The sequence below is a fragment of the Oceanobacillus saliphilus genome (assembly GCF_023522835.1).
GTDB lineage: Bacteria > Bacillota > Bacilli > Bacillales > Amphibacillaceae > Oceanobacillus > Oceanobacillus saliphilus.
Genome location: NZ_JALCZU010000019.1, coordinates 1 through 21,210, shown reverse-complemented (window position 1 = coordinate 21,210; position 21,210 = coordinate 1). Strand labels below are relative to the sequence as shown.

At 37.8% G+C, this 21,210-nt stretch carries 21 protein-coding genes and 1 pseudogene; 2 read left to right on the top strand and 20 right to left on the bottom strand.

Translation table 11 applies throughout. The features are described 5' to 3' along the window. Window positions 1-139: 139 nt before the first annotated feature. The 12 genes from MN204_RS19930 to MN204_RS19875 form a co-directional block, all read right to left on the bottom strand. A complete protein-coding gene (locus MN204_RS19930; protein WP_249872834.1) occupies window positions 140-2,026 on the bottom strand; it encodes a XylR N-terminal domain-containing protein in 1,887 nt (628 codons plus the stop codon). Window positions 2,027-2,686: 660 nt separating this feature from the next. Beyond that, window positions 2,687-3,358: an aspartate/glutamate racemase family protein gene (locus tag MN204_RS19925; protein WP_249872833.1), complete on the bottom strand. Its 672-nt coding sequence runs from the start codon at window positions 3,356-3,358 to the stop codon at window positions 2,687-2,689. Then, on the bottom strand, window positions 3,358-4,710 hold the full coding sequence (locus tag MN204_RS19920) for a TRAP transporter large permease subunit (RefSeq protein WP_249872832.1): 1,353 nt from the start codon (window positions 4,708-4,710) through the stop codon (window positions 3,358-3,360). Before MN204_RS19920 ends, MN204_RS19925 begins: the two co-directional genes overlap by 1 nt. Before the next feature lie 16 nt (window positions 4,711-4,726). Continuing rightward, the gene (locus MN204_RS19915) at window positions 4,727-5,896 is read right to left on the bottom strand and encodes an NAD(P)/FAD-dependent oxidoreductase (RefSeq protein WP_249872831.1); all 1,170 of its coding nucleotides are present in this window, start codon (window positions 5,894-5,896) and stop codon (window positions 4,727-4,729) included. 22 nt (window positions 5,897-5,918) lie between these two features. Further along, a complete protein-coding gene (locus MN204_RS19910) occupies window positions 5,919-7,124 on the bottom strand; it encodes an NAD(P)/FAD-dependent oxidoreductase (RefSeq protein ID WP_249872830.1) in 1,206 nt (401 codons plus the stop codon). Continuing rightward, window positions 7,114-7,419 carry a (2Fe-2S)-binding protein gene (locus MN204_RS19905; RefSeq protein ID WP_249872829.1) on the bottom strand — a complete coding sequence of 102 codons (306 nt, stop codon included), beginning with the start codon at window positions 7,417-7,419 and terminating at the stop codon, window positions 7,114-7,116. Before MN204_RS19905 ends, MN204_RS19910 begins: the two co-directional genes overlap by 11 nt. Next, a complete protein-coding gene (locus tag MN204_RS19900; RefSeq protein WP_249872828.1) occupies window positions 7,416-7,697 on the bottom strand; it encodes a (2Fe-2S)-binding protein in 282 nt (93 codons plus the stop codon). Before MN204_RS19900 ends, MN204_RS19905 begins: the two co-directional genes overlap by 4 nt. A 279-nt stretch (window positions 7,698-7,976) precedes the next feature. Continuing rightward, window positions 7,977-9,236 carry a group II intron reverse transcriptase/maturase gene (ltrA, locus tag MN204_RS19895; RefSeq protein ID WP_249872835.1) on the bottom strand — a complete coding sequence of 420 codons (1,260 nt, stop codon included), beginning with the start codon at window positions 9,234-9,236 and terminating at the stop codon, window positions 7,977-7,979. A 690-nt stretch (window positions 9,237-9,926) separates the two neighbouring features. Beyond that, on the bottom strand, window positions 9,927-10,127 hold the full coding sequence (gene tatA / locus MN204_RS19890) for a twin-arginine translocase TatA/TatE family subunit (RefSeq protein WP_249872827.1): 201 nt from the start codon (window positions 10,125-10,127) through the stop codon (window positions 9,927-9,929). Between the two features lie 39 nt (window positions 10,128-10,166). Beyond that, window positions 10,167-11,909 carry a GMC family oxidoreductase gene (locus tag MN204_RS19885; protein WP_249872826.1) on the bottom strand — a complete coding sequence of 581 codons (1,743 nt, stop codon included), beginning with the start codon at window positions 11,907-11,909 and terminating at the stop codon, window positions 10,167-10,169. Window positions 11,910-11,936: 27 nt separating this feature from the next. Then, window positions 11,937-12,707 carry a gluconate 2-dehydrogenase subunit 3 family protein gene (locus MN204_RS19880; protein ID WP_249872825.1) on the bottom strand — a complete coding sequence of 257 codons (771 nt, stop codon included), beginning with the start codon at window positions 12,705-12,707 and terminating at the stop codon, window positions 11,937-11,939. A 232-nt stretch (window positions 12,708-12,939) separates the two neighbouring features. Continuing rightward, complete coding sequence (locus MN204_RS19875) at window positions 12,940-13,533, bottom strand: TetR/AcrR family transcriptional regulator (RefSeq protein WP_249872824.1); 594 nt, start codon at window positions 13,531-13,533, stop codon at window positions 12,940-12,942. A 140-nt stretch (window positions 13,534-13,673) separates the two neighbouring features. Here MN204_RS19875 and MN204_RS19870 point away from each other — a divergent pair, with 140 nt between their 5' ends. Continuing rightward, a complete protein-coding gene (locus tag MN204_RS19870) occupies window positions 13,674-15,005 on the top strand; it encodes a short-chain fatty acid transporter (protein ID WP_249872823.1) in 1,332 nt (443 codons plus the stop codon). Window positions 15,006-15,019: 14 nt separating this feature from the next. Continuing rightward, complete coding sequence (locus MN204_RS19865) at window positions 15,020-16,552, top strand: class I adenylate-forming enzyme family protein (RefSeq protein WP_249872822.1); 1,533 nt, start codon at window positions 15,020-15,022, stop codon at window positions 16,550-16,552. A 251-nt stretch (window positions 16,553-16,803) separates the two neighbouring features. On the opposite strand, the gene MN204_RS19860 is transcribed toward MN204_RS19865, so the two are convergent. The 8 genes and pseudogenes from MN204_RS19860 to MN204_RS19825 all read right to left on the bottom strand — a co-directional run. Further along, window positions 16,804-17,208, bottom strand: coding sequence for a T7SS effector LXG polymorphic toxin (locus MN204_RS19860; protein ID WP_249872821.1), 405 nt, complete (start codon window positions 17,206-17,208; stop codon window positions 16,804-16,806). 16 nt (window positions 17,209-17,224) lie between these two features. Next, window positions 17,225-17,344, bottom strand: a pseudogene (locus MN204_RS21540) (recombinase family protein); the annotation flags it as partial. Between the two features lie 451 nt (window positions 17,345-17,795). Then, window positions 17,796-18,332, bottom strand: coding sequence for an SMI1/KNR4 family protein (locus MN204_RS19850; RefSeq protein ID WP_249872820.1), 537 nt, complete (start codon window positions 18,330-18,332; stop codon window positions 17,796-17,798). Window positions 18,333-18,352: 20 nt separating this feature from the next. After that, entirely contained in the window at window positions 18,353-18,766 is a 414-nt protein-coding gene (locus MN204_RS19845; protein WP_249872819.1) for an HNH endonuclease, read from the bottom strand. A 6-nt stretch (window positions 18,767-18,772) separates the two neighbouring features. Beyond that, window positions 18,773-19,327 carry a hypothetical protein gene (locus MN204_RS19840; protein ID WP_249872818.1) on the bottom strand — a complete coding sequence of 185 codons (555 nt, stop codon included), beginning with the start codon at window positions 19,325-19,327 and terminating at the stop codon, window positions 18,773-18,775. Further along, window positions 19,296-20,084: a T7SS effector LXG polymorphic toxin gene (locus MN204_RS19835; protein WP_249872817.1), complete on the bottom strand. Its 789-nt coding sequence runs from the start codon at window positions 20,082-20,084 to the stop codon at window positions 19,296-19,298. Before MN204_RS19835 ends, MN204_RS19840 begins: the two co-directional genes overlap by 32 nt. 176 nt (window positions 20,085-20,260) lie before the next feature. Further along, window positions 20,261-20,731: an SMI1/KNR4 family protein gene (locus MN204_RS19830; protein WP_249872816.1), complete on the bottom strand. Its 471-nt coding sequence runs from the start codon at window positions 20,729-20,731 to the stop codon at window positions 20,261-20,263. Next, on the bottom strand, window positions 20,728-21,210 hold a 483-nt coding region (locus MN204_RS19825; protein WP_249872815.1), incomplete at its 5' end, for an HNH/ENDO VII family nuclease. The genes MN204_RS19830 and MN204_RS19825, both read right to left, overlap by 4 nt.

Genomic DNA, 21,210 nt, shown 5'->3' with positions numbered 1-21,210 from the left:
ATAAACTTGGTTAAATGCTATTTGTAAAAAAATTCAAATTATGGTAGGTGTATTAGAGTTACCCAAAAACTTAAAAAAAGTATTTGACATTGTACGCTAAACAATAAAAAAAGTCTCCATCTGTGGAGACTTGTATCATTCAACCATTTTCTAAATCTAATTTCCCAATTGAAATTAACGCCTGAATGGATAACAATAATTTGTAACTTATTTCCGGATCCCTTATATCTTGCTCAAGTAACTTTTCAATTTTCCCTATTCGATATCGTAGCCCACTTAATGACAATGCTAAGTCGGAAGCTGTTTGTTCCAAATTCCCACCGTTAAGCAAATAGACATACAATGTTTTAATTATTTCTAACTTTTTATGATCATCGAAATCATTAAAAAGAGGATTCATTGTATATATTGCCATTCTTTCCACTTCTTTTTTGTTATTGGAATTAATTAAAGGTCCTAATATCCCTAATGATTGAAAATCCATAATATTATTTGCTTTTGTTGTCATTCTCATGGCAGTAAGTGCTTCCTTATAACTATCGGAAGCCTTTTCAATCTCTTCCGATTGCATACTAATTCCAGCCCGAAACTTTACAGATGCATGTGTTTTAGAAAGATTGTGTAAGTAGTTTAAACATGTAACTTGAACCCCTTTTTCCTTGATTTCACTTTTTAAGAATAAAAGAACTAAATCATTCGCTTGCTGCCCCATCAAGATATTTATTCCTTGCTTTTGGAAATAAGTAGATGTTTCATTCATCACTTCATCCAAGAGAGCTAATTGTTCCTTGTAATTTTTATTGGGCATTTGAAAATGGATTACTGCGATATAATAGGGTTGAAATAGATCTAAACCAACAAAGCTACTTCTCCTTAATATCTCTTCTTTTGTATTTTCTTCATTTAGAATCTGGTCCAAAAATTGTCCCTTCATTCGATTTTCTGCTTCCACCTCTGTTTTTTTATTTAATATATATAAAGCACAAATAGAAGAAATTCGCTCAATAATCATTTGGAGAAATCTAGTATTCTCTTTTTCCAATTTCTGATACACAAATGAACTATATCCAATCGTTTTCCCTTGTAGGAATATAGGAGTAGTTATTCTGTTATGATCATCTAATTTTAATGTTTTCGTGTGATGGAAGTTTTTTTTCATAGATTCCTTACATTGAACGTATCCTTTAAATGATTGGTTAAAAACAACCAATTCTTCTTCAGGGATTCCACCAAAAGCTATAGGTTGTAATTCGTCACTTTCAATTAGAATAGCTGTATTCGTTAGGTTGTATACAATTTCCATAATAGAATGTAAATCTTTCCCTTTTAAGATTTCCTCTGTTAATTTGTTATATATAATAGAAACATTTTGTAAGTGATTTCGTTCTTCCAGTAATTTTTCATATGTTAATTCCAGTTCTTTTACAATGGGTTCTTCATTATAAATTTTAAGTTCATCCCTCATTTCATCTGTCCAATAATCAATCGTTCTTCCCACGAATTCACATACCTTATCTCCCTTTCCTACACAGGCTACTTCTTTAAATAACACGGTTTGATTACAGACTTCTGTTAAAAATCCACTTGCATATCCAACTAGTGTGTTACAAACCGGTTCATCAGCTAGTCCGAATTGTTCAATATGTTCCTCCGCTTCATAGGAATGTTCCCATATACCTTCTATATAAGTAGATATTTTATCCCCATGATCCTTTACTTTAATATCGGTGACTGTTGGAATAACATGTCCATGCAACTGATGATAAACGGGCCCTTTTTTTATAATGGTCTTTATCGGTTCATCTTTAAATTTTTTTAAGATAATCCTTGCATCTTTATGTCCAAGATCAGATCCGTAACGGATTAAGAAACCTTTAACCCTTTCCTTACCAATATTCGTATACAAATCTTTTCTTAAAATACCGAACGAAGATGTCGGGACCAAGATTGCTCTTCTTTCCTCCGTATAAATTAACCCATCATCCGCAAATCTTATATCACGTTCAAGCTGCAGATATTTTTCCAAACATCGTTCACCCCTTTTATTAAAATAGTTACTTTAGACTACGTTATTTGTAATCGCTTTCATAATATTTTATAGTATTTGTAATTAATAGTCTACTTATATTTAAACAACAAAAACATACTAAAGTTCATCTGGATTGTGCAGTTTACTGTTTTGAAAAAGAAGAGGAGCAGAAAGGACAAAATCGCATAATTTTTTTCAATATCCAACCATTCAAAGGCGGTTTATAGCGGTAATAATGGTATTTCCATATCTCAAACAGGTTCTTCATTAATGAGTAGTGTAGCTATAATCATATCGTGGTATAGTGTTGGCATTAATCGTTCACCCATAAAATCTCACTCCTTTTATAATAATGCTGATGGTAACGATTACATTTTCATAGCAATTTACCGAAACTTAGTTTGTATAATCAGAATAATCCTTATTGATTTGTCATACAAGTCTACTGTCCCTTTATGATGTACATATTATTGTTTTTTCTGATTATTCCCATAAAAAAACAACAGGAAAGTGTATTCCCAGCTGTTTTTTTATCTAACACGGCTTTCCTTACCACTTTAATGTGCTAAAGGATTGGACCACAGACAGTGCACCACATTGGTAAACTATTCCTGGAAGGAAGCAAAAGAACCGTCCCCGCGCTTCCCAGCTTTAAATTTATAACCCTCTCACAACATAATCTGTCAGTGTATTTATATCAAAAATTGGCAAACGAGTTACCTCTCTTATAGCATTCTTATACGGAGGCATATTCGTACATTCTAGTACAATTGCTTTTATAGCTGGGTTATTTTCTAAAAGTCTTACAGTTACCTGTTTCATTTCTAATGCTATCGCTTCCTTATCCAGATCATTTGTCTCATCAACAATAGCGCCAGTGAATGCTGGCATATCCTCCATACCTACGATAGTTATTGGTGTACGATCTGCTTGAACTCCTTGAAGATGCTGACGCGTTAGACTTGACCTCCGAGCTGTTATAACCCCTACTGTTCCACCAGTAATTTGCTGTACCATTGGTATTTGCATTAAGCTTGAAGCATAAAAAGGCACGCGTAATTCACGTTGAATCTCTTTTTGAAATAAAGCCAGAAAGCCACAACTTGTTGTGATTGCTCTTACTCCTTTATTTTCAAGTATTTTTGCTCCTTTTATAAATGGTTCAATTAAACTTGTATCCGCCAATTTAACTACACGACGTATTGTTGCATTTTTTATGACATGATATGCAACTGAAAAAGAATATGTCTCTGGATTGCCAATGTCACCCTTTGGTCTATAAAAATTTGTATTTAGCATCAGTATTCCGAGAATTGGTTTCTTCACCATTAGATAAACCACACGATTAAACCAATGATTAAAAAGTAAAATGAGATTGGTAAAGCCAATATCATAACTTTAATTGGGTCGACCTTTTTATTTAATATCCCACCAATTAACCCACACACAACAAATGCAGTTAAACCTACTGGTGGCATATTCTGTCCAGCTGCAGCAATATGGGAAGCACCCAATGCAATTAATGTTGGATCAACGTGCATCGATTCTAAAATTGGACCAAGGAAGGTAATGACGACAGATTGAGCAGTAGTTTGTGAGCCAGTTAGCATGCCGACGACTACCATTGCTACAGCTCCTCCCAATTTCATCACAGACGAAGCTAAACCTTCTGTCATAAGTGCAACCTTTTCAATTAGACCAGAGGCATAGAATACGCCAACCATAATCCCTGCAGAGAGCTGAATTTGTACCGTTTGATTTACTTTTCCTAACCCGTTCTTTATGACACCCTTTGTTTCCTTTCTAACAGATGGGAATATGAAACTAACAAGAAGTGCGATGATAATTGCTGCTACAATTTGATTGGTTAACCCTTGTAAAATGGGTATACCTATAAGAGGTTCTAAGATAAAGGAGAAAAGTGTAATTTCGGTAAAAATATTGTAGTCAAATAATGTGTTTGCGATAACAATGGCGATTAAAACGAGGAGAGGAATTAGCGTCGTCCAGTTTTCTTTCAAGATTTGGAGAACAGATTTATCAGGGATCAGTTCTGGAGGCATCTTTTTCCCGCGAACAAAGCGAAACGATTCCAAGATTGCAATCATTCCACCAATCGAGACAGTTATATACGCCAGCTTGACAACTGGACCTGGATCAGTACCAACTAGCGAAGCAGACAGAAAAACGCCTTGCGTAATTGGTGGCATGATGGATCCGATTGATGCACCGATTAAGATAATCATACCTATCTGTTCCGGCTTCAGCTTCAATTCAGTTAGTGAATGGATAACTAGAAACCCAATTACCGTAGCAGCTGCAATCGCATCTCCTAGAAAGGACCCAGCTAAAATTAAGGTAATAAACACCGCTGTAATCAAACCTTTTGGTGAATTTCCAAATGCTGCTCGCAAACTATTCAATGTTGTATCCATTGCACCTAATTTCACTTGTGATTCAGCATAAAGACTGCCAAATATGGATAGCATGATTACCCAAGATAGACGATCAATACCGTCAATAAACGCGAACAACATATCACTTATGCCTAATCCTGAAATTATTGCAGATGAGACTGCAGCAACGAGAAGTGCTACCCTAATGTCACCACCAATCTTTGGTATTTGTTTAACAAAAACAATGATGAAAAGTAAAGCTAAAGGTATAATGATTTCCAACACAACGAACACCCCCTATTTAGTTAGGTGAAACATTATACGCACGAAAGCGATCTAATTTTAATTGATCCAAAAATTCTTTATACCTCAGATCTCTATCTACTAAACTAGCAACTAATAGACCGGTAATTGGAGCGAGAGCAATTCCATCCCCTTCATGACCTGCTGCAATAATAAAACCTTTTACATGTGGTGCTTCAGATATAATCGGAAGCCCATCATTTGTGAATGGGCGAAATCCTACCATTGTACGAATAATACGAATGAAATCCAAAGAAGGTGCTATTCGACGAGCATGCCTGGCAATTGCCGATAAGACTTCTGGCTCAACAGATTTATCGTAGCCTTTAAATTCCCTGTTCCCCCCTATTAATAAATTGCCACTTTCCGTTTGCCCGAGTGAAAGTCCAACTCCGTAAGATGTATCATCTGTTTGATGGGAGAGATGTTTTGTAGCAATATACTGAGAACATAAAATATTACCGTGAATCATCGGTTTTACTTTTTCTGAAATAAGAATCACTCCACGGCGCGGCATAATGGGAAGCCCAATTCCAACCATCTCGGCTATTTTAGGTGCAAAAGGACCAGCCGCATTGATGACAAGTTCCGTCGCAATTTTCCCCTTAGCAGTTTGTACAGCAACTACTTTGCCATTCTCTATCACGATATCCGTTACTTCTGTGTGTCTACGTATGATCACCCCCTTGCGTTTTACTGCTTTTGCAAAGGCCTGTGTTAATAACAATGGATTAACTTCCGCATCCTCTGGACTATAAGTAGCGCCTGCAATAGTTGTAGATAAGCATGGTTGAAATGCCAACGCTTCTTTTTGATTGACTAACTTTACATGTATACCTGCTTTATTTTGTTGCTTTACAAACTGTTTCATGAAATCGAGATGGCTTTCATTCTCAATTACAATCATTCCACCGTTTTTCTGAAATTCTATATTCATTCCTAATTCTTCTTCTAGATTCTCATACACCATTCTACTTGCCTTCGCTAGTTTAATAGGGAATCCAGGCTTCTTTGATTGCAAAAAAATTGCTTTATCACATGCACCTGACGTCTGAGCACCAATCTCCCCTTTTTCGATTAACATTACTTTTCGGTTTGCAGCAAGTCGGTAAGCAATAGATGTCCCAATTACTCCACCACCAATGATTACTACATCAGCTGTTTCCATGAATTCAACTCCTCTTAAAAGTTCATTTAACAGCCTTTTCATTCCATAGATGCAAGACCTTTTCCCTGCCACTTTCAATCGTTGGGTGAAATTTAATAACCGCGTTTTTCCGTGCTACGTTTACTTTTTCTTTTGCCTGTTTAATTAATTCAGTTCCATGCTTTAATAATCCTAATCGATTACTGATAATGGCGCCTACAAGTTCTCCCTGTGCCATGGCAACCTTTGCCCCTTCAACACCAGTACTATTACCCGCAACAAAAATACCTGATTGTGTCGTTTCCATTTCGTCACTATATAGAGGAATATGTCCGCCTAAATCTTCTACATAGACAAACGCACATCCAGCCACATTCGCAAGCTCTACTAATGGATAAAGCCCTCCTGATATACAAACACAATCAACAGGTATCCGTTTTTCTTGTTTTGTTTCAAGCTCTCCACTTCTATCAATCGTTGTTACCTTTATTGCTTCTACAAGTTCATCTCCTAAAATTTGAACAACTGCCTTTCTTAAATGTAACGGGATTCCCCATACCCTCATACCAAATGGGGGATAGTAGTTAACCCCTAGTTTTTGAACGGACGCTTGCTTTCCTAACTTTCCAAGGAGTTTTAGAATTGGATTCGGGGCTAAATGAGATAAACTTGAAAGATAGGCAATCATTTTTAATGGATTCGATTTATCCAATGAAAATTCATTGAATGGCGGAAGATAAATGCCGACAACATCAACACCAGCCATTTTTAAATCATAGGCAATGGTTAAGGAAAGTGCATCTATTCCAATAATAGCAACTCTGTTCCCTGGCTTTACTCGATGAATGTTTGCCATTACTTGTGCTGCTCCTATTGCCATGACACCTGGTGTTGTCCAGCCCGGAATTGGAATCGGCTTTTCGATAGCTCCAGTTGCAAGTACGACATAATCAGATTCCAATTGTTCCCCATTATTCAACATGATTTTCCATTTTGGATAAATAGCCCAAACTTCTCTTTCCAGGAAGCAAGTAACTCCTAATTGCTTTATTTCCTTCTCCATATTCCGGGCTATCTCTTGACCAATCCACCAGTTTGCTTTCGGTTCTTTATAAACTTGACCACGTAATTTCCCACCTGGGACTGGATTTTCATCAACTAATGCTACGCTTGCTCCATGTGATGCTGCTATAATTGCTGCACCCATTCCAGCAGGGCCAGCACCGATAATAACAAGATCATATTTCATTGGCATACATCCCTTGTGACCTGATTTTCATTTTATCTTGTACAACCGTTACACAAGCTCTTACACTTCTTTCATCATCTACTGTTACACGGCATTCATAACAATGACCAATTCCACAATAAATACCACGTGGTTTTTTTCCCTTCTCTGAGTATCGTAATACGCGAATATGATTAGCAAGTAATGCTGCCGCAATTGTTTCTCCTTCATATGCTTGATAATCGCTGCCATTATACGTGATACATATTTCTTTTCTATCTAATTTCCCAAGGATAGGGTGCTTGTTTATTCTCATGGTTCAGAATCCTTTCCACTTCGAGATAGGTTAGCTAAACTTATCGGACGGACTGGATTATTATAGGATAAGTTATTAGCTTCTTGGACATTTATATCTGTGTGAAAGTCCATAACCTGCTCCAACAACATACGACACGTTCGTCCCTGACAAATCCCCATTCCCGCCCTCGTTTCCATTTTGATTGCTTTCAAAGTTCCTGCGCCATTTTCAATGGAAGCGACAATGTCTGCTAACAACACTTCTTCACACCTACAAATCAACATGTTTTGAATCATCAACTCCCCCACCTATTTTTTAGAGAGCTTGGCAACTGCCTAAGCCTTTGAACCAATGCCTTAGTTGCTATTAAATGCACTACCGATTATTTCAATTTATGAAAAAAAATCTTCATTCATACATAGAAAACTACATAAAGAGCAATCCATTTGGAATCTACTCATGAGTGGATTGGTGAATCGTATTTAACACTTCCTAGTTAAATCGAGTAGGAGGAGGTGATTAACCTCCGACCTCTCACACCACCGTACGTACGGTTCCGTATACGGCGGTTTCATTTAAGTCCAACGCTTGGTTTGATATCGACGATGTAGACTCTTCAGTCCTTGGTTTATCCAGTACTGGTCACCAAGGGCTTTATGCAAGATTGGGCTATTGGCAATTCGCCAATAGGCCTTTCTTGTGTTTGCCCATTCCCACGCTTTTCCTTTCTGGATTCCGTGTTTCATAAGATTCTTATATTTCGTTTTCACTTTCTTCCATTCTTTCCATCGTATCATTCGTAACCTTCTTCGAATCCAACTATCTAATCCCTGAAATATTGAAGGTGTTTCAGCCAGCTGATAGTAGCCCAGCCAGCCTACTAGATATCGGTTCAGTTTCTCAATCCTATCCTTCATATTCATGGATTTTCTTCTGGATGTTAGTTCTCGAACACGTTGTTTGAAGCGTTTGATACTTTCTTTGGAAACTCGTATCTTCGGTTTCTTATGAATAGTAAACGAAAATCCAAGGAATTTGCGCTTCCATGGGCGGTCTACTGCACTTTTCTCTTCATTGACCTTCAATTTGAGTTTCTTCTCAATAAAGTTTGTGATACTATCCATCACCCGTAAGCCTGCTCTTTTCGAGCGTACATAGAGATTACAATCGTCCGCGTAGCGAACGAAACGGAGACCTCTTTCCTCCAATTCCTTGTCTAACTCATCTAAAACAATGTTGGATAATAGAGGGCTTAAGGGGCCACCCTGCAGTGCTCCTTCCGTGTTTGGTTGTACCAATCCGTTCTCCATAACTCCAGCTTGTAAGTATCTGCGAATGAGTTTAAGCACTCTGGGATCTTCGACCCTTTGACTTAGTGTCCGCATTAATCGGTCGTGATGGACTTTATCAAAGAATTTCTCTAAATCCATGTCAATAACCCAGCGATACCCTTCTTTGATATAGCCTCTAGCTGTTCTAACAGCGTCATGTCCTCGCTTGTTTGGGCGAAAACCGTAGCTATATTCTGAGAAAGTTGGGTCGTAAACAGTTGTGAGAACTTGCGCTATTGCTTGTTGGAGAAAACGGTCTAGTACGGTAGGAATTCCTAACTTCCTCGTTCCGCCGTTTGGTTTCGGGATTTCGACACGACGAACGGGTTGAGGATAGTAGGTACCTGTTTCGAGTTGTTCTCGAATAGAAGTCCAGTGTTCCATGATATGCGCTCGTAGGTTTTGTACGGACATTTCATCCACACCGTGACTCCCTTTATTTCGTTCGACACGATTTAGTGCGCGTATTAAATTTTCCCGTGATAGAATTCTCTCCAACATGATATCTAACTCCTACGCGAATTGTCCGTTCTTCTTGTGTGGCAACCACTTTCAGCCCTTCTAATGTCCCCCGTGGAATTCACCATTTCCTCCATTAGGAAGGTTCATATGTTTCTGCATCATCAAGCGTTGCGTACGCAAAGTGGCAATTCTTCTTAAATGATTCGGCCCTTCCCGGATATACTAGAAATATTCGGTACTACGGCTTCGGCTGACTTCTGATGGTTCAGCGAATATTCACATACTCGGTTACGCAACGTGTTGCGCATATCCATCAGACCTCCCAGGGTAAGCACACATTCTTCCTCTCCATGTCCCCACTTCATTTACTCTGTGTATCCTTTGGCAGTAAGGGCTTTGACTTGTAATGCAGCCTCACCCAAGTACACCTAGCCTCCTATGAAGTTCGTGTTCCTAAGGGCGGAGATTTGCCGCCGACTTCCTTCAGATTCCGGGTCACCCCAGACACCCTTGTCTTGAGCTAACCGCTACTACTGCCTTCACGGTTCGGGACTCTAACCCTAGAGAATGTGTGCATGCCTGGCACACATTAAAAAGCACAAATCCTAATTTCAGGATTTGTGCTTTTTACAAGTCTTAGCTTCAAGTATAATATTTATATTAACCTATCAAATTCTCTGCTTTTACCTATATAAAAAATGTATTCTATTCGTATCAGCGAATTTAGATCTATTAAGCTTTCTTCGTCTCAGTATGCTCTCCTTCTGCCTTGGACTGCTCATCATCCAACAAATCACTTGTAGATTTCTTGAATTCCCGAAGTGTTTGACCTGCAGCTTTGCCAATTTCAGGTAATTTTTTCGGTCCAAATATAATTAAAGCTAAGATGACAATAAGAATCAAACCTGGTATCCCAATATTTGCAAAACCCATTATACCCTCACCTCTGTTAATTCTATTTTTAATATAAGGCTAGACATTTTGTTTTGTATTTTCCCTCTCGACCAGTAGTCCACCACCGGTCTTAAGATATTCAATCATACCTTCTGTTGCACGGTAAGTAAGTGCGCCTAATGTGTTTGTAGGGTTGGTTGTTCCAAAATGAGGAAAAGCACTCGCGCCACAAACAAATAAGTTTTCCATATCCCACATTTGAAGATAACTATTAACCGCAGAAGTTTCTGAATCTGCACCCATAATAGCTCCACCGCCTAAATGAAGACCGACATAAAAAGCTTGCCAATGCTCAGCCATTCCTCCAGGGATAACAGTCGTCGCCCCCATTTCTTTCAATATTTCAGAACATTTTTCCACCATAAATTCATGAATCTTACGGTCGTTATCCGAATAGTCCCATGTCATTCGGATTAACGGATCGCCAAAATCATCTTTATAGACAGAATCTAAATCAATAAAATTGTGTTTCCATGGCATAACGCCACGTTGAGTCATGACCGTTAGACTACGGTTGAAGTAATGAAGCGATTGTTTCTTAAACTCTCTCCCCCATGATGGTGTACCAGGTGGCACAGGGTTTCTAGTAATTGGAGGACTGCCTGTTTGCGTTAAAGCAATTACTCCCCCATGAATAAAATCAAGGTTGGTATGATCAACGTTATCTGCTTCAAATTCAGAAACAGAGGAACCTAAAGCACCAGATCCAGCATAAAGGTTAAATTTTTTATCATCGAATAATCCACTAGCACCCGCATAGTTGTGATGATCTGTAAGATTTTTACCGATAACACCTGTTCCTGTAACCGGGTCGTATTTCCTTCCAATTTCAGATAATAGCAATAAACGAACATTGTTTAATGTATAAGCAGTTAGTACAACGATTTTTGCTGGTTGCTCAAACTCTTCTCCTGTTCTTAAATCAACGTACAAAACACCCGTTGCTTTTTTTCCATCGTGTAATATACGCTTTACATAACTGTTGTAACGGACTTCGTGGTTACCCGTTTTTTTCGCAGTTGATAAAACCGTTACAATCGGGTCTGATTTTGCCCCATATTCGCACCCATACTCTGAACAGAAAGAGCAATACTGACAAGCATTGATTTTTTCCCCATCCGGGTTTTCATATGCCTGCGATAAATTCCCACTTGGTTGAACATAGGGGTGATACCCTAGTTTTTCAGCCGCTTCATGAAACAATTTCATCGCAGGTGTTTTTTTCATCGGTGGAGTAGGATAAGGATTTGAACGTTCTGGTGTAAACTTAGAATCTTCTCCCGATATCCCTGCCATTTTTTCAAATTTATCATAATATGGTTCAATTTCATTATATGTAATACCCCAATCTTGGAGTGTCATGCCTTCAGGGATTTTTTCTTCTCCGTATCTTTCGATTGTTTTACTCTTAATCTCAAAATCATAAGGATAATAACGATATGTTTGACCTGCCCAGTGAACACCTGAGCCGCCTGTCCCAGTACCAATTGGATGATTAATAATATTTCTTAACGGGCGAGAATCTTGTTTTTCATTATTTCTTACCGTCACCGTATCGCTAGTTATTGGTTTCATCAATTCCTTTTTCTGCCCATATTTTAATTCATCATGCGAATGTAAAAAATCTTCAATTGTTCTTTCTGATCCACGTTCTAATGAAAGTACTTGATGTCCAGCTTTCGTTAACTCAGCTGCAACAATTCCCCCAGCCCAACCAGCACCAACTGTTAAAACTTCAACTTCAGGTAATTTTTTCACCATACTATTTCCCCCCTAATGTTCTTATAATTACATATGATCGCTTAAACTTTTTGGTTCTTTCAATACAAATTCTTCGCTTTCAATAACATCAGCATAACTCATATAAGCTCCTGGAAATTCTTTCATTTTCCATCCTTCCATGTTTTTGTTTCCACCATATACCGGATCAGCAAAGCAACCTTCCATCGTAAGTTGTCTAAGTGTCGCGAAAAATTCAGCGGAACTAACTAAAGTCATTTCTACTTCGCCGCTTTCAAAAGCTTGCAAAACTTCAATTTGTTTCTCTTCATCAAGTTGTTTAAATTTGTCTTTGTGTTTAACCTGACTTACTTCGTTTAATTTGCGAATACCTTGAATCATAATGTCACCACGAGTGAGTGGGGTGGCACCATCTGCGAATGGTCTTTTTCTGTAATCATCAATGTTTCTCCCCCAAGGAGTAGCAAGTTGTTTATCGATGTAATAAGGTGCACCAAGTCCAATGGCACCAGGACCACTTTCATCTTCTGGGAAAATTACCTCCGTAGCCGCCGCCAACGTATCAAAGTCTTCCTTTCTAGTAAAAAACTGCATTGCTTCTGTATGGCTGGCAGATCCATGAGCCTCTACGGGTTTGGTAGTAGTTGATTCCGCTTTTTCTGTTTTAAATGGATTACCGAGGAATCCCCCTAATACTGCGCCACCGACTACTCCGCCGGTTACCATTCCAGTGTTTCTTAAAAACTTTCGTCTCGACGAATCTGGTACTTCCTGATTAACAGGTATATTCTTCTCATTTCTAGTACCTTTATCTACCATAATTTTCCTCCCCCTCTAAGTAAAAATCCTAACTTAGTGCTCCTAGTAACCATTATATAGAAAGCGCTTTCTAAATATTCCACTATAAGACTTAGCTAATAGGTAATGTGCACTAATTAGTAGATATATCACAATATTATTGAATGTCAAGTTATTTTAGACTATTTCAATTATTATTCGCTAGGTCATTTACTTTGTTATTTTTCTTCTTCAAAGCAAAACCAATTTACCTTTACTTCATCAATCCTCTAATCATCACTCTAAACAAATCACCATGCTCCTCTATTAATGAAAAATTAGCTTTTCGCAATGCCCAATCATAAAGAATCCCTCTCATCGTGCGCAGACAGATGTCCATCATCTTTTCGGGTGATAAATCATTACGAAACTCTTCGTTTTTTTGCCCATTCACAAATATATCTAACAGAATGGAATAGAGTGGCCGGTCTGGTATCAAGAAAAAGCTGTCTCTCTCTATATTTAGCTCCACCTCATAAATCGTGCGGATTACATCCCATCCGAGGTCTTTTTCGATATAAGTCATTTGCAAACGAAGAAAGATCTCTAATCGATCTGCATATTTCTCCTCTTTTGCAATTAGATGAACCAATTCATTCACATAATAATCATCAATTTCCTTGAACTTTTCGAGAAATATATCATGCTTACTTTTAAAATGCGTATAAAAAGCCCCTTTAGACGTATTTGTTTCCTTTATAATTTCATCCACGGTTACCTCACTGAAACTTTTTTCATTAAATAAGCGTAAGGCAGCTTCAGAAATTTTTTTCTTCGTAAGTAAAGCTTTTGTTGTCCTCTTATTCATTGTTACACTCCTTAAAATCTTCTAAAAGTATTGACAAAGAGACTGCAGTCTGTAAAATTATATAATAATTATATTAACATAAAGGAGGAACTTAGCGAAGAAACAAATGTAAACGCTGTCAATTAAAAGGGGGAAGAAAAATGTTAAGAGCTTTTTCAAATCAATTTCGGATTGTTATTGAAAGGTTTCTACCAAATGCCTTTATCTTTGCAATCCTGTTGACGTTTATCACGTTAATCATGGGAATGATTTTTACAGATTCTAGTTTATTAAATATGACCGAGCATTGGTACAGTGGATTCTGGAATTTCCTAGCTTTTACAACACAGATGATTCTCATATTAATTACTGGTTATGCATTGGTTAAAGCTCCACCTGTCGAGAAGCTTCTGATACGTGTTGCTTCGAAACCAAAGTCACAGAAGTCAGCATTGATTGCTACCATTCTTGTAGCTGCTGCTGCCGGTTATCTGAGTTGGGGTCTAGGGTTTGTCTTGGGAGCGTTGTTTGCCATTGAAGTGGCAAAAAGAGTCCCTCAAGCAGATTTTCGTATTTTAATTGCGGCTGCCTATACTTCCGTTATTGCTATATTGCCTGCAAGTATTACCCTTACCGCACCACTTCTTGTGAACACACCAGATCATTCATTGGAGGATGCCATTGGACTTATCCCTTTGTCTCAGACGATTTTTAGTCCGACTATGCTTCTTGCAGCAGGTGTCGGTCTCGTGATTATCATCCTTGCTTACTTGAAAATGATGCCTAAAAAAGAAGACGTTATCCCATTTAATCATCAAGAAAACGGCGAAGTAGTTAATACAAAGAAAATAGTTCCCCATACAGCTGCAGAAAAAATGAATAACAGCAAGATTATCAACTATGCACTTGTGGCACTTGGCGTGTTATGGCTGGTCATGTACGTTATTCAGAATGGATTTAATTTGGAATTAAACATCTTAAACTTTGCATTCATTATCTTGGGTCTGGCCTTACATGGTTCACCGAGCAGTTATATTAATGCAATTACAGATGGAATGCCTTCAGCCGGAGGAATTCTTCTACAATTCCCTTTCTATGGTGGAATCATGGGAATGATGGCTGGATCAGGATTAATCTCTATCATTGCTCAAGCATTTGTGTCGGTCTCAAATGAATTTACCTTTCCAGTCCTTTCTTTCCTAGCTGCAGCGATCGTTAATATTTTTGTACCTTCAGCTGGGGGCCAATGGCAGGTTCAGGGGCCCATTATGATTGAAGCAATCCAAACTTTTAATTTACATCCTTCTGTTGTTGTGAACACCGTATCGATGGGAGACACAGTCACAAATCTGCTTCAACCTTTCTTTGCTCTACCTGCATTAGGCTTAGCCAGATTGGAACTCAAAGATATTTGGGGTTACTGTCTCGTGTCGATGGTATTGTTACTTATCGTTAATGCAATTATCGTAACTGTGGTTCCATTAATCTTTTAGAAAGGAGTTTCTCTATGCTTACCCATGGAAATATGACAATTTATACGTATTTACAAAAACAGGCTAAAAAATATCCGGATAAAGTATTTATCTATTTTGAGGATGAGGCAATAACTTATCAGAACATGGAAAAAAGAGTGAATCAAACAGCAGCCTGGCTGGAACAACAAGGGGTAAAAAAGCACGATACGGTTGCTGTCATGTTAAAGAATTCTCCCGTGTTCTATGATATCTGGTTTGCATGTGGTGCATTAGGAGCAGTGCTGCTCCCTATAAACACTGCTTCTACTCCAAATGAGCTTAGCTATTTTCTCGAACACTCAGACAGTAGAGGATTTATTTATGATACTTCACTGATTACTGAAAAACATCGAGCAATCTTTACCGAACTGAAGCAACTGCTATTCTGCAAGTCCAATGATTCTGATTGGAATAATGAAATAGATGTGCAGCGTAATGATGCTCATAATCACAACGTGAATGCTCGTGATGTATGCGGAATTATGTATACTTCCGGTACAACAGCTAAACCAAAAGGTGTGCTTATCACACATGAAAATTATTTATATGCTGGGCACTCCTCTGTCTTGTATCAACAACTACGGCCAGATGACCGCTATATGATTTTCTTACCGCTATTCCACGCCAATTCTCAATATTATACGTCTATGGCCACACTCGTTGTTGGTGGTTCTATCATCTTACTGGAAAAATTCAGTGCGAACACCTTCTGGGATACCGTTGAAAAATATCAACCTACTGTTTCCAGTTTTGTAGCTACTATTATAAAAATTTTATTAAAGTTAGAGATCCATCCATATGAGAAACAGCATTCGATTAGACAGGTCGGCTACGGTTTATTTGTTCCAAAGCAGGACATTGATGCATTTAAAGAAAGATTTGGGATTCAATTGTTCCAGTGGTTTGGCATGACTGAATCTATCACAACTAATATTACAACGCCTCTCTATTCGGAGATGCCTGTGGATGAACAAACAGGAATTCTAGCATTAGGTAAACCAGCTTTAGGGCAGGAAGTAAAAATCATTGATGAAATCGGAAATGAATGTTCTTTTAACACGGTAGGAGAGATTATTATCAAAAGCCCTTCACTAATGAAAGGCTACTATAAGAACGAAGAAGCAACGAGCAGTACCATCATTGATGGCTGGCTCCATACAGGGGACAACGGCTATATGAATGAAGAAGGTTATATTTGGTTTGTCGATCGGAATAAAGATATGATCAAGCGAGCAGGTGAAAATATTTCTTCTTTGGAAATAGAAAATGTTCTTTCCGGTCATCCAGGTATTGCTAATTGTGCTGTCGTTGCTGCACCAGATGAACTACGTGAGGAAAAGGTTGTAGCTTATATTGAGCTTAGTGAGATGGAAGTTACAGAAGAAGCATTACGGGCATATTGCGAAGAAAGACTTTCCTCCTTTAAAATACCTGAAGAATTTTATTTTATTGATGAATTCCCTCGCACTTCCATCGGTAAGATTCAAAAGAATATTCTGAGACAAGAACATCAACAAAGTAGATAATCTTTTTAATTTATAATAGAGAACAGGTGCACCCGTTCTCTATTTTCTTTGGATGGAAATAATTGTCATAATTTCTATTGGGCTTTTACTTTCTTTTCCTACAATCCAACTAGGATTAGGTTTGTTTTTACCAAATTGACTGTGTAAAATATCTTGACCATATTTTCCAACTCCATGATATCTTGTACTTGCTTCAGCTAACGGACCTCTTGAATTTTGTCTAAAGTTATATTTCTCATGAAGATGCTTGATCAGATCTCAGACAATGGAACATAACGTGACAGAACCGACTGGGCAAGTGTATCCAGTGAAAAAGCATTTTTTTCTGCCTTTTTACGGAGATTGTTGATTAACACTTGATGGATTTCAAGGTCCTGCAGCTTCCTTGGAGAATAAGTTACTACGCTTAATCCACCTTGCCGGATCATACTGTTTATTTCACGGATATAATTCTGCATCAAGGAGAGATCCTTTTCTGCTTTTTCAAGTCGCGAAGTACTTTGCCTGTCAAATTGGTGCAGCTGCTCCAATGTTGTTTGAATTTTCTCTTTGGACTGATCCATCCGATGTAGAAACGCTCCATCATCCATCGATGGAAGGGAAACAAGGTCGTTAACGGAGCGAAGCGATGCATTTACAGCATTCGTTATATCCATCGTAACATGTTTTGCTATTTCTAAAAATGTGTATCAAGTTAAAGCCTTGTTCTTTACAATAGACTTTCATTTCATCTTCTTGATATTTCAAGCTATAGCCCTCTTTGGCTTGCCCTTGCGTTGAAACCTCGTAAATACAAAGTTCAACTTTTTCACCCTCCCGTTACATAAATTTTAATTTTTGTAACGCTTTTTTAACGAATAGCGAGTATTATACGACCGTCTCTAGTGAAAATACAACCATAAGTTAATTTTCTTATGCAATAAAACAACAACACTTTACGTTACCCATTGTTTATCGCCACCAGCTTTGCCTTTGTCGTTAGTTTGTTAGTCAATCCATGTCATAACTACCCCTAGCATGTAAAATGTCATCTCGCCTAATTCTCGTTTTTGTTCAGTTCATCCAACTGTTAATACGATATTCCATGAAGGTACTACCATCATGAGTTATGAATTTCATAAGTAATATTACTCACTTTGCCCCTATTATTTATCACTATATTTTCATATACAAAATTAGATAAAAATCTAAAAAGAACGGCTATCCCGAAAGATAACCGTTTTATTAATTAATAATTCTTAATCTATTTATCTGAGTTGTTTTCTAACTCTTTTAAAAAATCTGGGTCAACCCATACTTTTTTCACTTTGTATCCTTCTTCTGATTTCTTTAGGTCATCTCTCTCAATAGAATTTAAAAATTCATTAAATGTTTCTGTAATCAAATACAAATCATTAATAGTTATTTTTCCTTCTTCGTAGTTAAGTTCTTCTTCATGATCCCAAAAGTAAACATATCCATATCTATCTTCTGATAAATTTAAACATACTAAATTCCCCCCTGCATCTCTTCCAATTGGAATACAAGTATTAGGTATTCTCTTTTTATATGTTTCAAATCGGCTTAGTAAATCATCGTCTGACCCTAATCCAAACATAGATGTCAAAAAAAATTTTTGCTTTCCATTTTTAAAATAACTACTAATGCTATTTTTTACATAGCCACCATTATGGTGTCGCAAAAATTCAATGTAATCTTTTGGTAACTCATATCCAATTTTTCTAGAAAATGTAATTAAGTCATTTTCATTAAATCCTTCACTTGAAACTATATTAATCATAAAACACCTCCGCTATTTTTTTAAGGTCTTAGACCTTTATTAATCAGAGAAGCACCTCCAGTGTGCCTTACTGCTCCATGAATATCACTTGGAACCAACATCATTGTTTTTCCATCTTCTATGTGATGCCATGTATATCCTGCTGGAGTATTTTTGAGACCCAGTGCCTCATTAGCTTTTTTGAAATCATAATAATGGTCACCGATCAATCCCTCAATTTCTAAATTTGCTTTTGAATACGGACTAAAGTCAGGAAAGCCTTCTTTCGAAAATTTGACACCTTCAGGATATTTTTTGCCTAAATCACCACTTAGTTTATAGACTTCTCCAGCATATTTTTTATTTATTATTCTAACCCCATCTAAAGCTTTACCCGTACCCTTACTAACGCCCCCACCATCACCCTTCCTCACCGCAAAATGATACCCACCCATACTATCCTACACAAGCCCAATCTCTGGCATATGTACCAGATACCATTCTCGGATATTCGTTAAGGTTGGTAGCTTTGGTGCAACTGTGACTGGTGAGGTAGCTACACCACTTTTCACCGGACTTACGGTTGCTCCGCCTTTTGGTATGCTTAGTTTGCTTTGCGGGGCAGAGACGCCTCGAACGCCAGCGAAGGTAGTTGCAACTCCGAAGCTCGCTAGCCAGTGTTCCTTTGAATAAGCTTCTTCTGGACTTACGGCTGACTGAACCATATCAACACTACCGATAGTTGCCCAGTTTACAAAATCTTTTGGAGAATGAAACATGTTTTCTGCATTATACTGTAAACCACTGTACGAATCCTTTCCCAGATCAAGTAACCCACTGGTGAGGCAATTACCAAAGTCATACGGTGAGTCTGTAGCTTTTTCCCAACGATTCTGGAAGCCGTCTAAGAAGTCTGAACCTATTTCTTGAAAGCTATCAACTGATTTCTGGAATGCATTCTTTTCCTCTGGCTTTAGTCGACTTTCAGGGATTACTGTAACAAATCGGTAGTTCATCCTTACTATCCTCATATGTTCGGAGCATTCTACCGTCCGATAAGGTGAGGTAATTACCGTGTCGCTCGCCGAGATAATCGGTAACCTCGACGGATTTTATTACGCTACCTTGGAGTGTGGTAAACTCATTTTGACTGATTACATTGTTGCCAGCTGCGGTTATCGCTTGGAAGGCACGCACACTGTAATCCATCGTTCGCCTGTTGTATTTCTCATGAAGATGCTTGATCAGAATCTCAGACAATGGAACATAACGTGACAGCACCGACTGGGCAAGTGTGTCCAGTGAAAAAGCATTTTTTCCAGCCTGTTTACGGAGATTGTTGATCATTACTTGATGGATTTCAAGGTCTTGCAGCTTCCTTGGAGAATAAGTTACTACGCTTAATCCACCTTGCCGGATCATACTGTTTATTTCACGGATATACGTCTGCATCAAGGAGAGATCCTTTTCTGCTTTTTCAAGTTTCGAAGTACTTTGCCTGTCAAATTGGTGCAGCTGCTCCAATGTTGCTTTAATTTTCTCTTTGGACTGATCCATCCGATGTAGAAACGCTCCATCATCAATCGATGGAAGGGAAACAAGATCGTTAACGGATCGAAGCGATGCATTTACAGCATTTGTTATATCCATCGTAACATTTTTTGCTTTACGAATCCCTTGTTGTAATTCCTGAAAAACAGTGCCTGTCCCCCACTGCTTTATAGTATTAAAGCGTTGGTGGACAGGCACTTGAATTCGCGAAGTGAAATTCATTAACTAGGGCATACATTTTAAAGGTGTTGTACGTACTAAGAAATTTGTTAAAACATTAAATAGGGGTTACAGGGGTTATCTACATACCCAAAATAATATTCGCTTTATTCGGCACTAGGTATTCACCCAAAAAAGAAACCTTGAAAGGCATATAGCCAATCAAGGTTTTTCAAATTCTATACTTCTTGCTTAACTAATTCTAATAAAAAATCACCAAAGTCGTTAGCAATTATTTCATATGTTTGACTCTCTAAGTCAACTCCAGGCACAAAAGATACTACTTTTGGTTCTCCATTATCATCAAGATGACTATAGTCTAAACAAAATATTTCGTCACTCCCAGTATCATATATAACTAGCAGATTATCAGGTAGATTAATTTCCCTTCGTTCTGTTAAAGTGTACCATATAGCGTCTGGAACTGATGAATTTTCAAAATCAGCATTAATAATTCCGTAAATTTCTTGTGCTCCGAAATTACCTGCTCCAAATGTCTTTATATAGTCAAAATATAAACCAGTAAACTTTAACCCTAATTTTTCTTCAGCCAAACTAATTAATTTATCTGTACGACCACCCACAAAGTCAGCAATCTCTTCTTCATTCAAAATAATTTCCTTTGCTTTTTGATAATTTTCTACGCTCATTTCCATCCCCCTTTAACATTAAAAATCATTGGTCTATTTTTCCAGTAATCAGTTCGCCATTTATTGAACTCAGACCTATTTATACCTGAAGGTATAGTATTAGAATTGATGTGAATTACAGAACTGTTATCTTTATGAAACGTCTGTGTAACCTCTGCTATCGAACTTTCATTTCTTTGTGTCGTGTGATGAAGGTTTATAGACTTTCCATCTGGACCAAGTGGGGCTAATCCCTTCTGCATTCTTTCAAGGTTAGTTCTACCTCGTGCGTCTGTCATATTTGGATTTATAATATCATCTCTTTGGTAAACTTTCACGTTTTTAAATTGGGTGGTTTTATTCCAATAGTTATAACCATTATCTATACCCTTATTAACACGCCCACCTTCACCCTTCCTCACCACAAAATGATAACCACCCATACTATTCTGCACAAGCCCAATCTCTGGCATATGTACCCGATACCATTCTCGGATATT

Excerpts from the sequence above, each read along its gene's own strand:
- MN204_RS19925 (WP_249872833.1), bottom strand. The coding sequence starts at position 3,358 with ATGGTGAAGAAACCAATTCTCGGAATACTGATGCTAAATACAAATTTT.
- MN204_RS19900 (WP_249872828.1), bottom strand. The coding sequence starts at position 7,697 with ATGATTCAAAACATGTTGATTTGTAGGTGTGAAGAAGTGTTGTTAGCA.
- MN204_RS19885 (WP_249872826.1), bottom strand. The coding sequence starts at position 11,909 with ATGGTGAAAAAATTACCTGAAGTTGAAGTTTTAACAGTTGGTGCTGGT.
- MN204_RS19865 (WP_249872822.1), top strand. The coding sequence starts at position 15,020 with ATGCTTACCCATGGAAATATGACAATTTATACGTATTTACAAAAACAG.
- MN204_RS19915 (WP_249872831.1), bottom strand. The coding sequence starts at position 5,896 with ATGGAAACAGCTGATGTAGTAATCATTGGTGGTGGAGTAATTGGGACA.
- MN204_RS19905 (WP_249872829.1), bottom strand. The coding sequence starts at position 7,419 with ATGAGAATAAACAAGCACCCTATCCTTGGGAAATTAGATAGAAAAGAA.
- MN204_RS19835 (WP_249872817.1), bottom strand. The coding sequence starts at position 20,084 with ATGAATTTCACTTCGCGAATTCAAGTGCCTGTCCACCAACGCTTTAAT.
- MN204_RS19845 (WP_249872819.1), bottom strand. The coding sequence starts at position 18,766 with ATGGGTGGGTATCATTTTGCGGTGAGGAAGGGTGATGGTGGGGGCGTT.
- MN204_RS19910 (WP_249872830.1), bottom strand. The coding sequence starts at position 7,124 with ATGAAATATGATCTTGTTATTATCGGTGCTGGCCCTGCTGGAATGGGT.
- MN204_RS19840 (WP_249872818.1), bottom strand. The coding sequence starts at position 19,327 with ATGAACTACCGATTTGTTACAGTAATCCCTGAAAGTCGACTAAAGCCA.
- MN204_RS19875 (WP_249872824.1), bottom strand. The coding sequence starts at position 13,533 with ATGAATAAGAGGACAACAAAAGCTTTACTTACGAAGAAAAAAATTTCT.
- MN204_RS19860 (WP_249872821.1), bottom strand. The coding sequence starts at position 17,208 with ATGGATATAACGAATGCTGTAAATGCATCGCTTCGCTCCGTTAACGAC.
- MN204_RS19870 (WP_249872823.1), top strand. The coding sequence starts at position 13,674 with ATGTTAAGAGCTTTTTCAAATCAATTTCGGATTGTTATTGAAAGGTTT.
- MN204_RS19880 (WP_249872825.1), bottom strand. The coding sequence starts at position 12,707 with ATGGTAGATAAAGGTACTAGAAATGAGAAGAATATACCTGTTAATCAG.
- MN204_RS19850 (WP_249872820.1), bottom strand. The coding sequence starts at position 18,332 with ATGATTAATATAGTTTCAAGTGAAGGATTTAATGAAAATGACTTAATT.
- MN204_RS19830 (WP_249872816.1), bottom strand. The coding sequence starts at position 20,731 with ATGAGCGTAGAAAATTATCAAAAAGCAAAGGAAATTATTTTGAATGAA.
- tatA (WP_249872827.1), bottom strand. The coding sequence starts at position 10,127 with ATGGGTTTTGCAAATATTGGGATACCAGGTTTGATTCTTATTGTCATC.